This is a genomic window from Marinobacter sp. SS8-8 (assembly GCF_030540945.1).
Classification (GTDB): Bacteria; Pseudomonadota; Gammaproteobacteria; order Pseudomonadales; family Oleiphilaceae; genus Marinobacter.
Window position 1 is genome coordinate 65,411 of the sequence record NZ_JASSVN010000002.1, and the last position, 19,427, is coordinate 84,837.

7 protein-coding genes are annotated in these 19,427 nt (G+C 51.1%); all 7 read right to left on the minus strand.

Annotated features, from left to right (window positions below; translation table 11 throughout):
- Positions 1 to 37: 37 nt before the first annotated feature.
- The 7 genes from QPL96_RS02275 to QPL96_RS02305 all read right to left on the minus strand — a co-directional run bounded on the left by QPL96_RS02275 (position 38) and on the right by QPL96_RS02305 (position 19,375).
- Positions 38 to 2,044 (minus strand): N-6 DNA methylase, encoded by a 2,007-nt coding sequence (locus QPL96_RS02275; RefSeq protein WP_303285306.1) that lies wholly within the window; start codon positions 2,042 to 2,044, stop codon positions 38 to 40.
- Positions 2,045 to 3,958: a DNA recombination protein RmuC gene (rmuC, locus tag QPL96_RS02280; protein WP_303285308.1), complete on the minus strand. Its 1,914-nt coding sequence runs from the start codon at positions 3,956 to 3,958 to the stop codon at positions 2,045 to 2,047. It abuts the gene before it with no gap.
- Between the two features lie 2 nt (positions 3,959 to 3,960).
- Positions 3,961 to 7,347 (minus strand): DEAD/DEAH box helicase family protein, encoded by a 3,387-nt coding sequence (locus QPL96_RS02285; RefSeq protein WP_303285310.1) that lies wholly within the window; start codon positions 7,345 to 7,347, stop codon positions 3,961 to 3,963.
- A 45-nt stretch (positions 7,348 to 7,392) separates the two neighbouring features.
- Entirely contained in the window at positions 7,393 to 8,889 is a 1,497-nt protein-coding gene (locus tag QPL96_RS02290) for a sigma-54-dependent Fis family transcriptional regulator (protein WP_303285311.1), read from the minus strand.
- A gap of 105 nt (positions 8,890 to 8,994) precedes the next feature.
- Positions 8,995 to 9,735, minus strand: coding sequence for an ASCH domain-containing protein (locus tag QPL96_RS02295; RefSeq protein WP_049756966.1), 741 nt, complete (start codon positions 9,733 to 9,735; stop codon positions 8,995 to 8,997).
- A gap of 15 nt (positions 9,736 to 9,750) precedes the next feature.
- Positions 9,751 to 16,017 carry a DEAD/DEAH box helicase gene (locus QPL96_RS02300; protein WP_303285312.1) on the minus strand — a complete coding sequence of 2,089 codons (6,267 nt, stop codon included), beginning with the start codon at positions 16,015 to 16,017 and terminating at the stop codon, positions 9,751 to 9,753.
- Positions 15,989 to 19,375 (minus strand): STY4851/ECs_5259 family protein, encoded by a 3,387-nt coding sequence (locus QPL96_RS02305; protein WP_303285313.1) that lies wholly within the window; start codon positions 19,373 to 19,375, stop codon positions 15,989 to 15,991. The genes QPL96_RS02300 and QPL96_RS02305 overlap by 29 nt, the downstream gene beginning before the upstream one ends.
- Positions 19,376 to 19,427: the final 52 nt, after the last annotated feature.

Below are 19,427 nucleotides of genomic sequence, written 5' to 3' on the forward strand. Positions count from 1 at the left end.
ACTTTTACAGCACGACTATTTGAATTACCTTTCAAATTTACAACATGTTTCTAACGCTTGATTTTACATCCTCAAAATCATCAATCGCTACTTTCAGCTCTCTTTTTAACCGTCTTATCTCATTTTGCTTACCTAAAATATCCTCTGAAATCCTCATCCTTTGGGTCCTTCCTGGAATAGGAATTTTTATTTTTCCAAGTCGGGTCGTATTTAGCGATACATTAGCGGAACCTTTCATGTAAGGAACCAAAACTTGATCCTTATGAGTTAGAAGGTAGGCATAAACATACTCAATTATTGAATCATCCTTCAAATCGTCTCGAAGTGTTAAAACAGCAATAATTGTTGCAGCCTCGAACTTACCATCATAATAATGAATATTATTTATACTTGCATGCCCATGGCCGGTAGAAGAAACCAGCGGGATACAAATTGCTTTACAATCAAAACTAAATCTATTGCACCGCTTGATCTCGGAAGAACTTGTTACAAAGTCAAACTCCCCACTATCCATTGCCTCCGAAGCACCTAGCTGACCTTTCGATATTTCGAAAATTTCATCCAACCTCTTCAGTGGAATACCTTCAGGGTACCGATAGTCTCTCAGGTAAATACTTGGGCAAAAATCAAATTCGTTATCCACTATTTCTTCCAGGCTTACAAACCTATGCTTATTCCTAACCTCCCTGTAAGAACGGTTGAATCTCTTTTTAAACAGTTCAACTGCCATTGGAATTTCTGACCCATCGATCTGTACCTTATTCGATCCATCGGAGAAGCCATCATTATCGACTCTATAAAACCAAACTTTATCAGTATTTCCTCCTTTCGTTAGAATTATAACTGCCGTTGCTACGCTTGCGTAAGGTTTGAAAACCCAATGAGGCAATGATATAACAGCCTCTATTTGATGATTTAAAAGCTCTTTACGAAGCTGTACGTGAGAGTTCGACTCACCCTCTAAAACACCAATAGGCACTACAATTGCTGCGCGCCCACCAAGTTTTAGCGAACGGAGAATGTGCGCCACAAATAAAAGCTCAGTTTTTTTCGTTTTTACCAAACCGAGCACGTCGGCATTAACATTTTTTTCGTCTAGCGTTCCCTTAAAAGGGGGGTTGGCGAGGATGACGTCGAAGAAGTCTTCTTCCTGCTCCGGGTAATGCTCTTTGATGGATTTGTTGAGGCTGTCCTGGTAGAGAATGTTGGCGCCGTTCACCCCGTGCAGCATCATGTTCATGCTGCTCACGCGCAGCATGGTGGTGTCGAAGTCGAAGCCCCAAAACATCTGCTTGTTGATGTGATCCCGATAGGGTTCGAGCATGTCCCCGGTGTAGTGGAGGTTGCCTTCTTCATCGGTAAAGGTTCCCGCTTCACTGGAATACTTTCTGTTCAGGTACTCCATGGTTCGAGCCAGGAATCCTGCTGTTCCGCAGGAGGGATCGCAGATAATGTCGGTGGGCTGCGGGTCGATCAGCTCGATCATCGCATCGATGATGTGTCTGGGGGTGCGGAACTGGCCATTGATACCTGCCGTGGTCAGTTTGCTCAGCAGGTATTCGTAGATATCCCCCTTTACGTCGCTCTGGGTGAGCGGCAGGTTGTTGACCATTTCGACCGCTGAGACAAGTACGGATTCGTTCTTAATCTCCAGATCCGCATCCTGCATGTATTCGCCGATGTGTCCCAGTGCCTGGGCGGCGCTGCCTTCTGTTCCAAGCCCCTCTTCCTCTGAGTGCTGGCCGAGGCTGGCGAAATACGGATATACATGAAGCTTCAGATGCCTGTGCAGCTCCTTACCGCTCATATGGTGAAAATTCTTCCAGCGCAGAAGCTGGCCTTCCGGCGTATCCGGAAACAACCGGTCGAAGGATTTGCCAGTTCGCGCGGCCTTACGCTCGGCCACCTCTTCCTGCATGTCCAGCATGCGGGCAAACATGAGGTAGCTGATCTGCTCGATGACGGTCAGGGGGTTGGTGATGCCCCCGGTCCAGAACTTTTCCCAGAGCTTGTCGATGTCGTTGCGTAATTGACCTGTGAGCATTTAATGGATCTCTTCATTCGATGTTGCATCTGAGGCTTCCTGTTCCGGTTCCTCAGACGGAGTATCAGTTTGATTGGTTAGTTGCTGATCAGAGCCGAGCTCTTCCAGCATTTCTTGCTCCTGCTCTTCCGGCTCATCGAGCGGTTCAACAATCAGAGCAAGGCGCTCAGACTCGAAGTCTGTATGGGCAGGCTCGATCTGTGGCAAGGATTTGCTGACTTTGGTTGAGAGCTGGCTAAAACGATCCACCTTGCCGTATAGACCCTGCTGGCCTGCCAGAGCCGTAACGGTGTTGTTGTAATGGTTGCTTACAGTTTTCAGAGTGCCGCCTAGCTTATTCAGCCGGTCAGCAACCACACAGACCTGGTTGAAAATCTCCCCGGCCTTCTCGGAAATTTCCCGGGCCTCTGCGTTGCTTCGCTCGATCATCCACAGATTGGAGACTGTGCGCAGAATGGGAATCAGAGTGGTGTGCGAGACCAGTACGATATTCTGCCTATAGCCGTATTCAAATAGCCCCTTGTCGTACTTAAGGGCCTCGATGTAGGCGGGCTCTATGGGCATGAACATCAATACGAAGCTGGGGCTACGCATGCCGATGAGGCTGGTGTAATCCTTGCTGCTCAAATCGTCGATGTGGCGCTTAACCGCTTTAACGTGCTCATCCATCGCCAGGCGTGACTCCTCAGGTGTTTCCGCGCCCACCGCTTTATCGTATGCAACCAGGGAAACCTTGCTGTCGATGATGATCTGTTTGTTGTCGGGCAGGCGGATCAGGTAGTCGGGGCGTTTCTTCTTGCCTTCCGCGTCCTTGAATTCGCCCTGAGCGTCGTAGTGCTCGCCTTCGATCAGGCCGCTCATTTCCAGGGTTCTACGCAACTGAACTTCGCCCCACGCACCCCGCTGCTGGGAGTCGCCTTTCAGAGCGGAGGTTAGATTGTTGGCTTCAGCACTCATCTTCATGCCGATTTCCAGAACATCGCGAATTTTTGCGTTCATCTCCGTCTGGCCGCGCACCGAAGATTCATGGACATCGTTCACGCGCTTCTGGAACCCTTCAATCTGTTCCCGGAAGGGCTTGAGCATGCTGTCGATGCTGCTCTGGCTGGTTTGGGTGAAGGTCTTGCCTTTCTCCTCGAAGATCTTGTTCGCAACATTTTCGAACTCTTTGGTGAGGGATTGCTTGGCCTCACCCAGTTGCTGCATCTGTTCTTTGAAGTGCTCTTCTTTGCGCTCCAGTGTGGTTTTGAGTTCCGTGTGTTCACCGCTGAGGGACTGGTAGCGCTCCTGAAGCTCGGCGTATTTATCCTGTTGAGCCAGCAGATTTGCCTTAGTTTCCTTCAGTTGCTCTTTGGCATCCAAGCTTGAAGATTCGAAGGCTCGCGACCTTTTCCCTTCTTCTGCGAGCCTTTCTTTCAGCTGACTGACCTGCTCCCGTTCTGCCTGAAGATCCTGTTCTGAGCGTGAGAGTCGCTGACGAAGTTCTTCTACTCGGTCCTGATGGGCACGGTTATCTGCCTGTACGTTTTCCAGCTGTTTCTCTGTCTCATGGAGACGGTGGCGCGATTCTTCCAACTTCGCATTCGCAGCCGCAAGCTCATCTTTTTGGCTCTGGAGCTCACCGGTAAGCCGTTGCTCGTTGGATTGGGCACTGGTGAGTTGCGCTTGCAAGCGGCTTTCTGCCAGATCCTTTTCATGCACAGAGGCTTCGAGCTCTTTGATGGCAGTCTGGGCAGCTTCGTCACGTGCCTTCGCTTGCTCCAGGTCCTCCTGAAGTTGCTCCAGTTGCGTAGTAAGCCGGGTAGACTTACGGCCTTGCAGCACAGATGCCAGCAAAAAGCCCAACCCTGCCAACACAGCGCCAATCAGACTGGCCATCACGATCAGTTCTGTGGTCCATTGGATATTCTGCATCGTTATCCCTGTAGCTCTGTGGCTGGTGCTTCTGGTTTCAGGAAAGGTTTCAGTACGGTGATCAACTCGCCCACATCATCCGGTTTGAAAACACCGTCGATTCCTTCGTGGGAGACTGAGGTAAACGGCGCATCGTAAAGGGTTTCGACGACGATGGAGCCATGTTGGGCGATGTAGTTTTTCAGCAGGTTCATAAACCGTACCTGCTGAGCAGTTAGCGTCGGGTGCGCATGAAGGAACTGTTTGAAGTGTTCCTCGACTGCCTGGGGATCAAGACCAATGATTTCTCTGACCGTGACATCCAACTGGTCAGCCGTGCGTCCGTAAAACTGATTCAGTACATCTAGGCTGACCCCGGGGTTCGTGGTTAGGATTGTGGATGTCAGCGATTTGAGATCAGACTCGGCGATTGTTTCGCCATTATGGATTTTCTGAAGAATCGGATTGTTTGCGAGCATCTTATCGAGAATACCCTTCAAGCGCCGGCGGTAGATCATGGCTTCGTTTGCGCCGGTGATGTAGACCTCGCGCTCACTGATCCAGACCTCCCCATCCTTGGTTTTCGTAGTTTGCGTACCGGCACCAGGATAAACCTGAGACTTCCGATACTTCATAATGCCACGCAACTCCAACCGGGCATTTTCCAGCTTTGCGATACTGGGATCCGCCCAGAATGAGGCACTTTTTACTTCTTCGATTACTTTGTCTTTCTGACGAACGGCCTGGATATTGACTGCTAGCCTCTCGACTTCGGCTATGAGCGCCGTTTTGCCATCTTGGAAACAGCTCGCCTTTTCCACCAGGCAGCGCTCAATCTCTGCCATGAGTTTGTCGAGCGCTGTGGCGTGTTTATCCCGAAGTACCCGGCTGGACATAAGCGGGGCTATGGTTTCGGCCAAAAGGTGCTGCGTTCTAGCATCCAGTTTGTCCAACAGATCCGTCTGCTGGAGCTGATGAACCACTCGCAGGTTACGGCGAACGGCAATACTTTCATCCGGCAGGTCATTGATGTCTTCCTTGAGCAGGCGTACACCAACATCGTAACCGGCGGCATGATTCTGCTTCAGGGCCGCTTGTGCGAGGGCCAATCGTTCCTCGAAGGTGGCTTGGAGGAGTGACTTGCTGCCGGTGTCTTCCGGCTCTTTGTATTCCTCTTCGAAGAAATCAAAGTTGCCGTAGTGATCAAAGATCAGGAACTCGGTTTTGTCCTGTCCGGGACCAAACAGGTTTGGACGCAAGCGTGTGCCTCGGCCAATCATCTGCCAGAACTTCACCCAGGATTTAACCGGCTTGGCAAAGACGAGGTTAACGATCTCAGGCACATCAATGCCGGTATCGAGCATGTCGACGGAGATGGCAATTCGGAAATCGTTATCCGGTTTTTTGAATTCTTTGATCAGGCTATCCACATGGGGAATGTCGTTATGGATAACCTTGCAGACCTTGGTACCGTATTGGGGGTACATATCGCAGAACACCCTTTCGAGATGCTCTGCGTGGTCTTGCCTCTGGGCGAAGATGATCGTTTTCCCAACCAGTGACCCGGTTTCATCTTTGATACCGTTTTTAATCAGGTTTTCCAGGATGACCCTATCTGTTTCCTCACTGAAAATTTTTCGACCGATGTCTTTTCCGGCAATCCTGGTATTGCGGGCCTCTTCCTCGCCCAAGTCCTCTTCCAGCTGTTGCTGTTGCTCGGGCGTCAGATCGGTATAGTGAATACCGTCGCGAAGGAATTCGGTGGTCAGGTCCTTTACCCGGAACGGCACCAGATAGGGTGGCTCGTTATTGATCGCCGCATCCAGCCCAAACTCGAAGGTTGGGTCTGTGGTTTCACAATCAAAAATGTCGAAGGTGTTACGGCTGATAAACTTGACCGGTGTCGCGGTAAGACCGACCTGCAAGGCATCATAGTAATCGAACAGATCGCGATATTTGTTGTAGATACTGCGGTGACTTTCATCGGCAATGATCAGGTCGAAGAAGCCCACATCCAGCTGAGCAAACCGGTTCATCATTCCGGGATAGGTGGCGATGTAAATGCGTGCGGATTCGTCAATCTGGCGGGTTTCACCGATGATGCAGCGCGGCTCACTCGGCAGATTTTGCTTGAACGCATCATCAGCTTGAACACGCAGCTCTTTTCGGTCACACAGGAACAGAACCCGCTTGGCCCAGCCAGTTCGCAACAAAAGCTCAGCGAGGGCAATGGCTACGCGCGTTTTGCCCGTACCGGTTGCCTGGATGATCAGCGCCTTGCGCCGTTGATTCTGGAAATGTGCTGCAACTGTTTTGATGGCTTCAATCTGGTAGGGACGGTCTGCAATCTTGAGCTCCGGATTGAAGCGCTCCAGTTCAGCAGCGCGATAGTGGCGCTGGTAAATCAGGTACTCCAGACTTTCCTTGCTGTAGAACCCATAGACTGGGCGATAGGCGTTGTATTGGTGGTCGTCCCAGATAAAGGTTTCATAGCCATTGCTGTAGAAGATGACCGGGCGCTGGAACCCCATATACTCGAAAGAGTTGGCGTACAAGCGAGCTTGCTCGCGGCCAGCCTGAAGGTTAACCGTTCCAGATTTCTTGGCCTCGACCAGCGCTAATGGCTGCCCATTGTCGCCCCAGAGAACGTAGTCTACATAGCCCTTCCCTGAGGGGTTATCTGGGAACTTTACCTCTACTTCTTGGCCAACCTGGGCAGGATTGCCAATGTCCCATCCCGCCTTCACCAGCATTGCGTCGATCAGCTGAGCTCTGGTCTTGGCTTCGTTCCATTGGAGGGAGTCAGCCGCCTGCTGGCTTCGCTGTTTACGGGCTTGCTGCTCAGGTTCAGCTGGCGGCCTGAACGCCTCTGCCTGCTTGGCGCGCTCACGGTCCAGTTCGTCCATTACTCGATCGAGCTCTTCCTGCTGCTTTTCTATATCTCTCTTGTAGCTGGAGACCGACTTTTTGAGCTCAACAATGGTGTTGGTCGGATCTGGGATTTCTTTGAGAGATGGCAGACTCTCCTTTGGTTCCCCGCAATAGGTGAGCGCCATGTAGCCCGCCAGCTGATGTGCGGTTGAGAGCGCCATCTTTGCGCTTCGCAAATCTCCCTGGGCACCATGTGCGGAATCATTGCCTTGAACACGAAGAAAGTTGATCTGATGGATCAATGACTTATCGACACAATCAGCAAATACCGGATTTTTAACCAACTCATAGAAGCTGGACTGAGGCAATCTCGGCAGAGACTCTTCTTTGTAGATGGTCTTGGTCATCTCCTCGGCAAAGCTGCGCAGCCTTGTAAGGGCGCTGCCGGGGTCGACGTGAAGAACGGCCTCTGCCAAACCACCAAGATTTGCCAGGACGTCGTACTTTGGCCGAAGAAACTCAAAATTGACCGATTTCATAAAAGATACTCTGCTCATGCTGATCCCAATGCGAGGACCATGCCATTATTGTTCGATTCCGTATTTTTCGATCCAGTTGCTTAAGGTTTGCTGGCTTTTCAAGCCAAGAAGTTTGGCCGCCTTCGTTTTGTTCTGCCCGGTGTGAGCCATCGCATTCTGGATATAATGCGCCGCGAGCTCTCCCATTAGATCATTTAGATCAACACCTTGACTCACATCATGGTTTAGCAGCTCGGGCTCACGCTCTGGCATTGTGAACAGTGCCTGCTGTAATTCGGCGCCGGTTATGTTCACCCCAGCGCTCCAGAGCGCTGCCCTTACCAGAGTTGATTGGAGCTCCCGGACATTCCCACGCCACGGATGCTGGAGGATAATTTTTTTTGCATCGGAAGAAAGTTTCTTACTGGCAAATACTGAATCCTGCTCACCTTGAGCTTTGAGTAACATATCTGCAAGTAACGAAAGGTCACCTTCACGGTTGCGAAGGGGTGGTAGGTGCAAAACGCCAACGGCAGCACGGTAGAAAAGGTCCTCCCGGAAATGGCCATCTGCGACCTCTTCTAAAAGGTTTCGGTGTGTCGCTGTAATGATGCGCACATCTACAGGCAGTTCTTTGTCACTGCCGACCGGGACCAATCGGCCTTCCTGCAGCACACGAAGCAGCCGAACCTGAGACTGGTGAGACAGTTCACCAAACTCATCTAGAAATAACGTGCCGCCATCCGCCTGCTGGAACACACCTGGGCGATCCGCAACCGCACCGGTAAAGGCCCCCTTCTTATGGCCGAAGAGCGTTGAATCAATCAGGTCTTCCGGAATGGCCCCGCAGTTCAATGCAATGAAGGGCTTCTCACGACGCAGGCTGGCATTATGGATGGCCCGGGCAAACAACTCTTTTCCTGTACCTGTCTCACCATAGATCAGGACTGGCACGTTGCGCTCCGCTAGTACCTGCGCTTGCTGTTTTAGCAAGAGCATCCCCGGGTTCTGGGTGACAATATTATCGAACGCGGCATTGATAGGTACCCTGGAATCAGCCAGCGCACGGAACTTCGCATCTGAAATTTCGGAAACCGGAGGAACAAACTCTGCGGATAGCTCAAAAGGTATCTCTACCTTCTCAACTCCCCTTTCCAGTGAGGATTGGTAAAAAATAGCTGGGTATCTGGTTTTGCCCAGAAGTATCCAAACGGCCTGCATGGCAGGGGTGCCTGGACTCAGCAAAAGCGACAACTCGGTTTCTGCGGCCGAAAGCCGTTTCAGGTGAGGCTCGACTGTAAGATAGATCTCACCAAAATTGACTGGAGAACTGAGTTTGGCTTCGGTGGCGTGGATGGGAATATCAACTTCGCTCTTCAGCCAAGAAAGGTATGGCTCCACCTCTGAGCGGGGATAGGAAAAGAGCAATTGAACCGCGTCGACATCGATATTTTTAAGCGTCGAACGGATAGGCCCCGATGGGACTTTTTGGTCAGAAGCCGCAGCCTTTAAGTCATTGCCTCCAATCCAGCTTATCAGGGTCTTATGCACGTATTTCGCCATCCATGAACTTATTAGTCAGTTACAAACTACCCATCATAGCGGCCAACAGAATTCGTGTCTGTTGCATGTTCTAACTGTTTTATTCTACTCTGTTTTTTCCCGCCATCATTGCTGGTCAAGGCCTACAGAATCTTTCCAGCCTATGGCACTTACGATCCCCCAGTTACCTTTAGGGTTCGGCCTCCGCCATTTTGCGGTTGGCATCCGCTCTAGATACTCAAGTGCAGCAAAATAATCGGCAAAGCGTTGCTCTGATCCTTTTTCGCCCACGGTAAAATATCCGTTTCTGTTGCAGCTATCTCTGCAAAACGAACTGCCATCCCTCGCATAGGGTACCTGCTTCTCAGTGCTTACTTGAACCCTTGCTGAAATTGAGTCAGAAACCGCTTTGCTCCGGCTGGGACCAGCTCCTATAAACGCTTTCTGAAGGGCCTCCCTGGCCGTGGCATCTAATTCCACCCAGATTACTGCCCCCGGCTTATGACGGTATTTTACTGGATGGGAGAGAGGCCTAACCTCCCCTAACACCCAGGCATGATTCCACTTGTAGTCGTGCTGCGTGTAGATCTCTGGGCCGACCCTGTGTTTTAACTTGTTGTTAGAGATGTCTTGAAGAGACATAGGACCCAAGGAGCTCAAGATTGAAGCCACGCCGACAACAGTACCGCTACCCTTTTCAATGAGGGCAATAGGGCCTCGTATTGATGTTCGGGTGCTTCGCATTTCCCAGGTTTTCTCTCCCCTGAGAATTTTTCCTATCCACGGCTGATCAATAATTAGTCCACGGCTAACATCAACCCCGACATCCGCCGGGTCCTGCTCTCGTTCATGTGCATCGTTCGTCATAGATGAGTCCTTTCGTTAATGATCCATACTACTGTCTTCGTAAATCGTAATATCCGTAGCCCAGCCACCGGCATTGACTAACCGACCATCCTTATCAAGCTCCAACATTCTTTGTACTTGTGCTTCAAGGCCCAGATCAAAATTGAAATATTTCAGATCGTGGCGGAAGGCTTTCATTTCCCAGTAGCCCATGCCCTGATCGAAAGCCAACTTGATCGTACGCCCCGAGGCCAATCCAATACTGAGTACCCGACGGTGGGTAAGTTCGCGCCTATCATTGTTGACTTGGAAATCTACCTGTTTGGCTCCCAAAACAGCGCGAAGAAAGGCACCCGAAACGACGCGCTGCGTTTCGGGGTTTACCCAATCGTCCCACGCCATTCGGCTATCTCGGCGGCCATCTCCGGGCATGGTGATAACAGACAATGATGTTTCATCGCCTATCTCCAACGATTTCAGGATGTTGGCGAGCATTACTACCGCCCAGGGTGACTTGAGATAGCGATCCTCGTACTGCAGCGAAACAATTTTTTCTTGATCAATGGCTTCCGCATAACTCGGAGCCTTTTGCTTGAGTATGCTCCAAAAGTTTCGAGCCAAATCCTGAATTGAGCCGTTCAGTTCAGTGGTCAGCTCTACCACAGCTGCGCCGCTAGGCTGAGCCGACCAACCTGCCATATCCAAGCTGCTGGCTGAGAAAACAGGCTCCTGATGTGAATAGACCCACAAGGCCTGATCATCGCCACTCAGCCAGTTTTCACCGGGACTCTGGGCGTTTGTACTGTTGGTAATCAGAGTAACGAGTCCGTCCTTTTCAAGCTCGAACTGAAGCGGCATTCTTATATCTGGATTTGGGTGATCCTCGTCTGTTTCTGAGACGTCGATACCGAATCGGCCGAGATTGGCGAGCTCCTGTTTAATCTCCTCACTCAACGTTGTGCCCTTCGGCAAGATTAGAGTTACTCGCAAGCCATCAATAGCACGCCATCCCATGAGTTTCCGGCGAAAATCAGGGTTACCGAGATCCCACTCGCTGGGGTCTCCTTTTAGACGCGATGAGACAGCTTTCGCACCTTTGTTAATCCAATGCCGGACAAATCGCTCAGGATCATACGGCCAGTAGGCTGCGCCGGGAACAGAAGCGAAAGGTTCAGGTAAACAAAGATGGTCTCTGATACCGCTGTGAGCGACCCATTCCAGTGCCGCCCTACGGTTCAGCTCGTCGAATTCCACCCGGCTGTCTTTGCTGGCAAGGCAGGCCGCACAGACATTGTCGCAGTTGGCCGGGCATTCAAGCTTTTTGAGCATCTTTTCGATGAGTTCTGCCAGATTCTCTAATCCCGTCAGAACAAAGCCCGCGCCACCGGCAACGTCGTCGTATACCTGGATGACGTAACGGGTTGCTCCTGTATCGAGGTCTTTGTCTTGCCGGACCCCGAAGCCCATTTCAGTGGTCGCAATGCCGAGCTGGTCTGCAATGGTATCCCTCAGCGCGACTGCCAGGGTTGTGGCAATGACCCGGCCGTCTTCTGAGGCCGGTATCCATTCACCGGTAATCGGACTCTTTAGTATGAGTTCCAGGACATCAGTTTGAGCCTGGTACCCAAGGTAGATACCGGCCATAACCTGCTCGCCCGAACAATCTTTCTCTTTGTGGCTACCCGCATTTCCTCCAATGGGCCGGTGAAACTTGTCAGGCTGAAGGTCTTTCGGCTTCTCGTGATTGGCAGACATGGAATCTGCGCGCCCGCAGCTCATACATACCGCATATCCGGTTCCATTTTCTCCACCCGAGTGATGGAAGACATGCCCTTTCTCGCCGAATCTGATGAAACCGCAGCGTTCGTCAGGCAGTGAAATCACATTCTCATCTACGCTGATCCGGGGCTTTTCAACGGGAATGAATTTCTGAGAAGTAACGTCGTTACTCGTCGAATCGTAGAAATCCGTGGTGAAGCCAGCCGGTCTGAGGACCCGTTTGACGTATTTCGGGTTAATCATGTTGGGGCACTGTGTGCATGACAGCTCATCACTGTTCGCATAGGCATACTCTCGGTAGCCATGTGCACCGCATGTCTGACAACTCCAGGCCAGATCGAACTTTTGTGCCCCACCCTGCGCGCTGTCGTAATAGGAATACAGGGTCACACCGGCAGAGCGGTATACACGGCCATCAATGACAACCTGGGCTCCAGGAGCATATTCGCGGATGGCGATCGGTAGGCCCCTTGATGGTTTTTCTTTGTAAGTAAAGATGTTGTCCTCTCGGGACTTCTCCTGTTTGCGGGCGGTCTTATTGATGAAATCTTCGACGTTGTAGGTATTGAGGTTCACTACGTCTGTGGGAAAGCCATACCCCGGCAGGAAAGCGCGGGCCGCCAGGTCGCGCAGTAAGTACTCCTCTTCGTGGCGCTTTTTCTCGAGTTCCAACGCTTTTTTGTATGCGTCATCCGACGCTTCGCGATGCCGTTCATTGAGGCGACGGTATTCTTCCCGCCAGGATGATGACAATCGTTGGATCGCTTCTTTACAGTCGGCTGCCAACACGGCAAAGGATGTGGCGGATAACGCGGTATTTTCTCGAGTGATCCGGCCAACTCCTTTCACCACGTTGTTTTCTGCTGATCCGGCGGCCAGTGTATCCAGCCAATCGACAAACCTTTCACACACCGAGGGATTACCGCCGAAGAACCAATGAACATTTAATCGGGTGCGATCATCCTCACTGTCCGTTTCGGACTTGAGGAAGTTCGCTAGCAGGAAAGAATTCACGTGCCGTTGTACCAGCGGCGCCGCACTGAGAGTGATCACCGGAGCTGGAATGGCCGTTACCCAGGGCCACTGAGGATTCTGGAAGGCCCGGGTGTTGTGGGGATCTGGTTTACATAGAGTGTAGGCAACGGCTCTCGGCTCACTACGCCGGCCGGCCCGACCCGCTCGCTGGAGGTAGTTGGCTGGGTGGGGCGGCACATTATTCATGACTACAGCCGAAATACCGCCAATATCAACGCCCATCTCCATGGTGGTGGAACAATTGAGAACGTTGATCTTGCCTTTTTTGAAATCATCCTCGTATCTCTGTAGGCGCTCTGCAGCTTGCTGTGCGGAGTGTTCGGCGGTGCGATAGTAAAAGCCGCCCTCAGCGGTGCGATCTGAAATGTCCGTCCAGAGGTTTTGCTCACGAAGAGACGCAACAACGTCATTTGCCGCAACGCGGTTTCGGATAGACCGGAGCACACCTTCCGTCTCCCCTTCCGGGGCAAGCGAGGTGAATTCAGGCATATCAATTCTTGTGCATCGATACTTCTCTACTTCGGCCTTGTTGGGCAAGTAGGGAGTTAACCCACGGAATGTAGTGTCGATAAGCCGGTTTGTAACCGGGCATACCCAAGCCGACTTGGGCAGAGAAAAGGTCAGCGTTTCGCGGGAAAGCGCATAACCCCCACCCTGAGTTTGCAGAATCTGTGATTTTACCAATGCTTGCCAGGCGGCCTTGAGCCAACCGTTCAGCTTGTTTCGGTGCGATTCCAACTCGGTGTTCAAGCCTGTTCCGAGAGAAAGCACCTTGACCAAGCGCGACTGCGAACCCTTTTGAAACTGAGGCCACGCCTTGTCTCTGGTGCCACTGACATCGCTGCCCGGAGCGTATAGCTCTTTCGGCGCGAACCGCGCGCCCATCCATGAACGCTCCGTTTCGCCAAACCGGAGAAAAGTATTTTCCCTTACGTGGAAGTCCAAGGAAACTTTCAGAAAATCTTTCCAGTCGTCCAGGGTTAGCCGGGATTCGCTTTTGCCATCTGCCGACGGAGCCTGAGTTTCCGTCCAGAAGTCTGGCGTGTTGGTGACCTGCTCCAGGCCTTTGTAGCCAACAGCCACGAGACCCAGCGTTTCCGTGCTGTTCTGGTTTTTGGGCCGGCGGGCGAATTCGCGCAAGAGGAGAACTCGCGCCATGGAATAGCTGCCCTCATTGCCTTTGAACAACTGTGGGTTGGCGTAGCGGTTGTAATCCAGAATTGAATATTTGAGGTCGTTCGTAGCGGCTAGATCCTCGACCAGTTCAGGCCAGTGAACCTCCAAACGGTCCTCTGAACTCCCCCCACTATTGAGTTTCTCAGCTTCAGACCTTACCCCCGAAGCAGCAGCGTGCAGACCCATTTTATCAAGCTGCTCTGCTTGCTGTATTAATTCTTCATAGCTAGCCGTCGGAGCATTTTTAGGGCCGGCGTCAGCCTTTGCCTGCTTATTTCTCAGTATCTGAAATACTAGCCCCCTTAGGCGCGATCGCTCCGCCTCCTGCTGCATGCGCACCGCCATGCGAGCGGTGCCCTGGCGGCTATCGGTAAAGGTGATCAGTTTACGGCCCCGGCCTGGCAGGGATTCCGGAGAGGCACCGTCACAATCTTCACGAGATGGATCGGGACAAAACTCCAAAACTGTTGGCACTGCGTTGCTGACGTAGAAAGGCGCCCCTAAATACGACTTGCGCAGAAATCCCCCTGCTGGTTTTCCAGCGCTACCACAGTTCACGCAGATCGCATCACGTTCATCGGCCTGTGATATCGTAATGCTGTTTTCGGCATCCAGCTTTCCAAGCTCTGCTGTGTCCAGATCCAGATCTTCAGAAACGAAGGCTTCATGGGGCGTGGGCGCAATGACGGTGCGCCCTTTTAATGAGCTTCCAGCTCTTTCCGAAATGCCACTGTCATCTGAGTCATCCTCCTGCAGTGAGAACTCATCACTGACATAGGGACTGGCCTGACGCAGGTACGGATGGGCATGCTCAGCTGTCAGGTGAGGTGTTTTGCAGTCGTCACAAAAACCGGCTTCGTACACGGGCGAACCACAGTCACACTTCCCGCGCTGCTGAACATACACCTGGCCAAATGGCCAGTTTTTCAGATCTCCGGATTTTGCAGAACAGCCGGGGTTTACGCAGCTCCAGAGACCATGAAGCATGCGTTGAAACAGGTGAGCCCGTAATTTCAGGAATGGCTCCTTTTTATCCGACGGTTTGGTGTCGGTTAGCAAATCCAACCATTCCAATAGTTCCTGCTGTTGTTGAACACCATCTTTACTAACCAACAGAGGCCCCACAGAGCCGGAGAGATCGTTAAGGCTGACGGGCTTCGGTGAGTTGACTACCGTATTCCGTATCAGCTGTGCCGTTCTGGATTTGCAAAGGGCGTCGAATCTCTTGGCCGAGGTTGTGCTTCCCTCCTCGATCGACTTTAACTGTGTCAATGACATGCCGCTGTCATCGCCGTCAAACTGAATTTCCGGAACCTGACGCTGACCACCGATCACTACAACCTGGCGCAAAGGAACACCAGCCAGACCTGCAAGGTATTCTCTCAACCTTTCTTCAGCCTTCTCATCAGCGATGGTCGCAGATGTGGCGACAAACCGGATATCTGAGGCTTCGCGGCCAAAGGCTTCGACTACACGACGAAGCAGCAGAGAGAGCTCAGCGGCTTGAGATCCGATGTAGGTGTGGGCTTCGTCGAGGACAATCCAGCGAAGAGATTGCGCTTCCCGTGACTTTCGAATGATTGGATCATCCACCTGACGGACGAGCATATACTCAAGCATCGTCGCATTAGTCATTAGAATCGGCGACGGATGCTCCCTCAGCTCCTCCCGTGAGAGGGTTTGATTGGGAGCCTCTTTTTGTTCTTTCCGAACGGAGGCTCTAGATTCTTTAGTGTTGCCATTGTAAAGACAGAACCTGATGTTCTGATCGAATGGCCGAGTCCAGGCGTCAAGACGTTCCCGTTGAGAGTTGATTAGCGCATTAAGAGGATAAAGGAACAGGGCTCGCACGCCTTGAAGTGGCTTCCTTGTCTGCTGATATTCACTGACGAGATCCTGCAAGATCGGGATCATGAAGCACTCGGTTTTACCTGACCCTGTCCCGGTGGTGATTACCGCAGACTGTGGTTTTTCAGCGAGCAAAGTTCGCCAGGCAGTCAACTGATGCGTATACGGTTTTATATTCGGGTCAAACCGATAGTTTTCGTTGGGCGCATCGGACAAAGCAGAGATAACTTCACTGCTGAGCAGTTCGCCCTCCAGTGCCTTAAAGGTAATATTGCCCGGCTCCCATCCAAACGTGTGCTCGAAGACCGGTGGCGCGAGAAAACAGCCCTCCTCGCCCAACTGGTTGCTCATTTGCTTTGCCAAATGGGCTCGCAATCCGGGGTCAGCCAAGCCCAAGATGCTGAGCGTGGACTCCCGGGTACGCTCTAGTGATTGGTTAATGAGATCCTTGAAATAACCACTCATTTTGATTCCTTACTGTTTCGAGCAAAAGATTTGAGAGTACCAGTGAATAGGTAGGTTCATACCAAGCGTCACGGTCGAAGTCCGAAAGAACCCGAACAGCAAACCTCAGTTCCGGAAGCGATTCTGAAACATCCGTAAACCTCGCTTTTCCTGCGGTCACCGCCGCCATAAATACAGGCAAGTAAGCCACAGCCCTCGAAAAACCAACATCGGGGAGTGTCGTTATTTCCGTCGGGAAGTTCTGCTGGTGAACCCAGTTTGTGAGCTCCACCTTGAACCATTCGGGCCACCTCTGGTCGTCTGCATGATGGCGTCGCAGATCTTCAAACCAACCTTTGACCAAAAAATAAGGCAATTGCTGCAAGTTCGCGTCATGGGGCTGTTTCAAATACTCTGTAAGATGCATAAAACAGGGAATCATGCTCGCGACATTTGTGATCCGATCTGCTACAAACCTTTCTGAAAAATCCTCAGGTATTCCCTGGTCGACGAGAAAACTTATCTGAGCACTCCGAACTTTGATCCATGATTGGATACTTACAGTCTCCCAAATTACCGCAAGCTCATTACTCAACCGCCGACAAAATGCAGGATCAAACTCGAGCCGAAAAACTGCCGCAGCTATCGCGGAAGTATTGTTCGCCAAGGCCTTCCAACTCTCGAATGCCGACAAGGGCAAAGCGCTGTATTGCTCTTTAAGGGCACGAAGATAATCCCAACCACTGTGTGAGAAATCCCGGGCCATCGCCGAGATGACTTGATCAAAAGCATTAGGATTGTGCACTGGGTGAAATGCTTTGGCGGCCGAATGCAGGGTGTTTACATGAGATTCGGATGTGTTAGCAGAGTCCTCCGTAACCCAGACCGTTGGCCGGAACTTAACGTTGGACTCAGCCGGCGGAAATAGTAACCAAGGACCGTTTTTCATCATTTTCGGTGGGATTTCGAATACCCCCATTCCAACGCCCTGGGATACCCTCTCTGGAACCTCAACTGGAATTGCCCGGGGGTCGTCGAGTCGCATACCAGATACTCTGACTGAGTTCTCTGATTCACATAGAGTATCTGTAACTACTTCGAGCCTTCCTGCCGGTGATGGGCCCTCAAGACGGGCATCGTAACGAACGATATTGAGCTGTTTTAGGATGCGATCTGTTTCGACACTAATGCGAACAAATGCGTCTTGATTGGACGTTGTTCCCAACATCTGTTGAATATCTTCCTCGAACGCATAGAGGCTAATTCTTTGCGCCTGGGCATTCACCGTGAAAGGATAATGACGACGAAAATTGGGAAGGTGCGGACACACAAGCTCAAGAGAAACAAAGAATTGTTCTCTCGTGTCGGGCTTTGGTGTCAGCGTCATAGACATCCCTATAAGCTGATCGAGGGATATCAAGCCACCTTTAACTTCAGTGCCCACATCGTCATAAAGCTGAGCCCCAGTCCTTGGATAAGGTAATCTCAAAATCACTGGATCACCAGGATTAAGGCCATCAGAGAGCGCAACGCTAACCTTTTGGGGAACTTGCCCTCGTGCAATCGGCTCCAGGGTTATCTCACAACCATCGTCTATTAATTGAGTTTCGGCCCGTATAGCATCATCAAGTATACGAACCGCAAGCTTCCTCCCACTCCTCAGAATTATTTTGGCGGAGCTGTGAGTGGAAGCGGGAACCGAAATTACTCGCAGATCTTTGGGTATAACACCAATCTTTCGGCGAAGAACGGTTTCTCCTCCCCTCGCAACGGCGCTCAGACCGAAACTGCCAATTTCATTTTTTTGATAATCGAATTCCAGGGGTTTGCCATTGGCGAGCAGACTGATGCACTGGTTGTCGTCATTTCCAGAAACCCTGAGGTTTGGCCAGCCCCTATAGACAATATTGGGAAGTGTGTCGTACAACGACACCGTTCCGGCCAGAGTTGGCTTTGTGATTACTGCATTTGGGTCAAACCGCAAAACCACTCGCGAATCCGGACCTACGAACGTGATATCTTCCGATACGCGGATCCATTCTGCTCCCAATTGATCACTTCCTAACAGCTCACTCTTGGATAAGTCCTCAGAGCTCATCGCCGGGGGCACTCTCACCAACGCATATGAAGCCGCCAGGGTTGTAGACGCTATTGAGGCTAGTTTTAACTGCTCTCCGTCCTCAATGAAAATTAGGGGCAATGATACAAAATCGACTTCGCTTCCCTCGAAATAGAAGGCATCGATTCGCTGTCCATTCGATAGAAGTTGAACGGTCAAAGGGAGCTCCGGATTCACCCGGCTAACTCGAATTGCTCGGTTGTTAATCTTTAACGTAATCTGTGAACGATCGTCATTCACTTTGCCATGAACAATTCCCGATCGCCTTAGCAGTTCATCGCCTTCGTAGAAAGCGACCTCTACCCTGGTGCTCTGAATGGGGGCACCTTCAAGCGAAATCGAAAGTTCTGAAGGCAGAAATACCTCTGTTTCGATCGCCCAATTTTCATAGGTGCCTTTTAACCAGTGATCACAGGTAAAGTTTTTCTCGTCTGCTTCAATCCGCTTTTTCTCAGACCGACTCTTGCCCGCATCTTTAAGCCATTCATTGATGAGATTGCGCGCATTACCCTCACTCACAGGGAGAGGGGAAAGCTTTCGCCAGTCGGGTGCATTCTCGTCAAGGTAATCGGTCGGATCTTCAATTGATGCAATGGGATGGGCTTCTGCAATTCCCATCAGCCACTCAACAATGGATGCGATCAATAGATATTTTTCATGGGTCCTGAATGTCTGCGGAAAATACTGGGCGTAATTCGACACAGTCGAAGCTATGTCGCCGCCTAACTGCTGGACTCGATAATAGTTAGAAATCGTCCCACGAACAGCCCGACCGAAGCCGTGCGTGTCACTCTGAATCAGGCGCCAGGGTAATCCCCCTTCATCAAACAGAGAGCCAAGATAATCATGACCATTGGTTCTCAAGCGAATTGGACGCCGCCAAAACTCAAGACCTTTTCTGACAATTTCTGAATGACGCAAACTTGGAAGCTTGATTGAAAGCGGTTTCTCGAATCCCTCCCAAGACCATCCAAGGTTGGTGCCGTCGTATTCTCTGCGATATTTTTCAGCAACGAAAAGACAGAAAGCAGCCGACCAATATACCGAATGCACGGGACTCTCGATATCGGGCAAAGTCTGTCTCAATAAAGTCGGCAGATAGGCAAATTCTTCATCAGTCACGTGGTATAGGTATAACGGACTTCCATCTGGCCCAGAAATCATACCTCTGATGAACAAAAACTCATTTACCCAGGCTTTTGACTTATTTCTTATACCCATATCCATTTCAAAGTCCTTTTTACGGCTTTTCTTCTTCATTTGCTTTGGACGATTTAATTGACCATAGCTACTGCTTTCGCCAACTAAATCA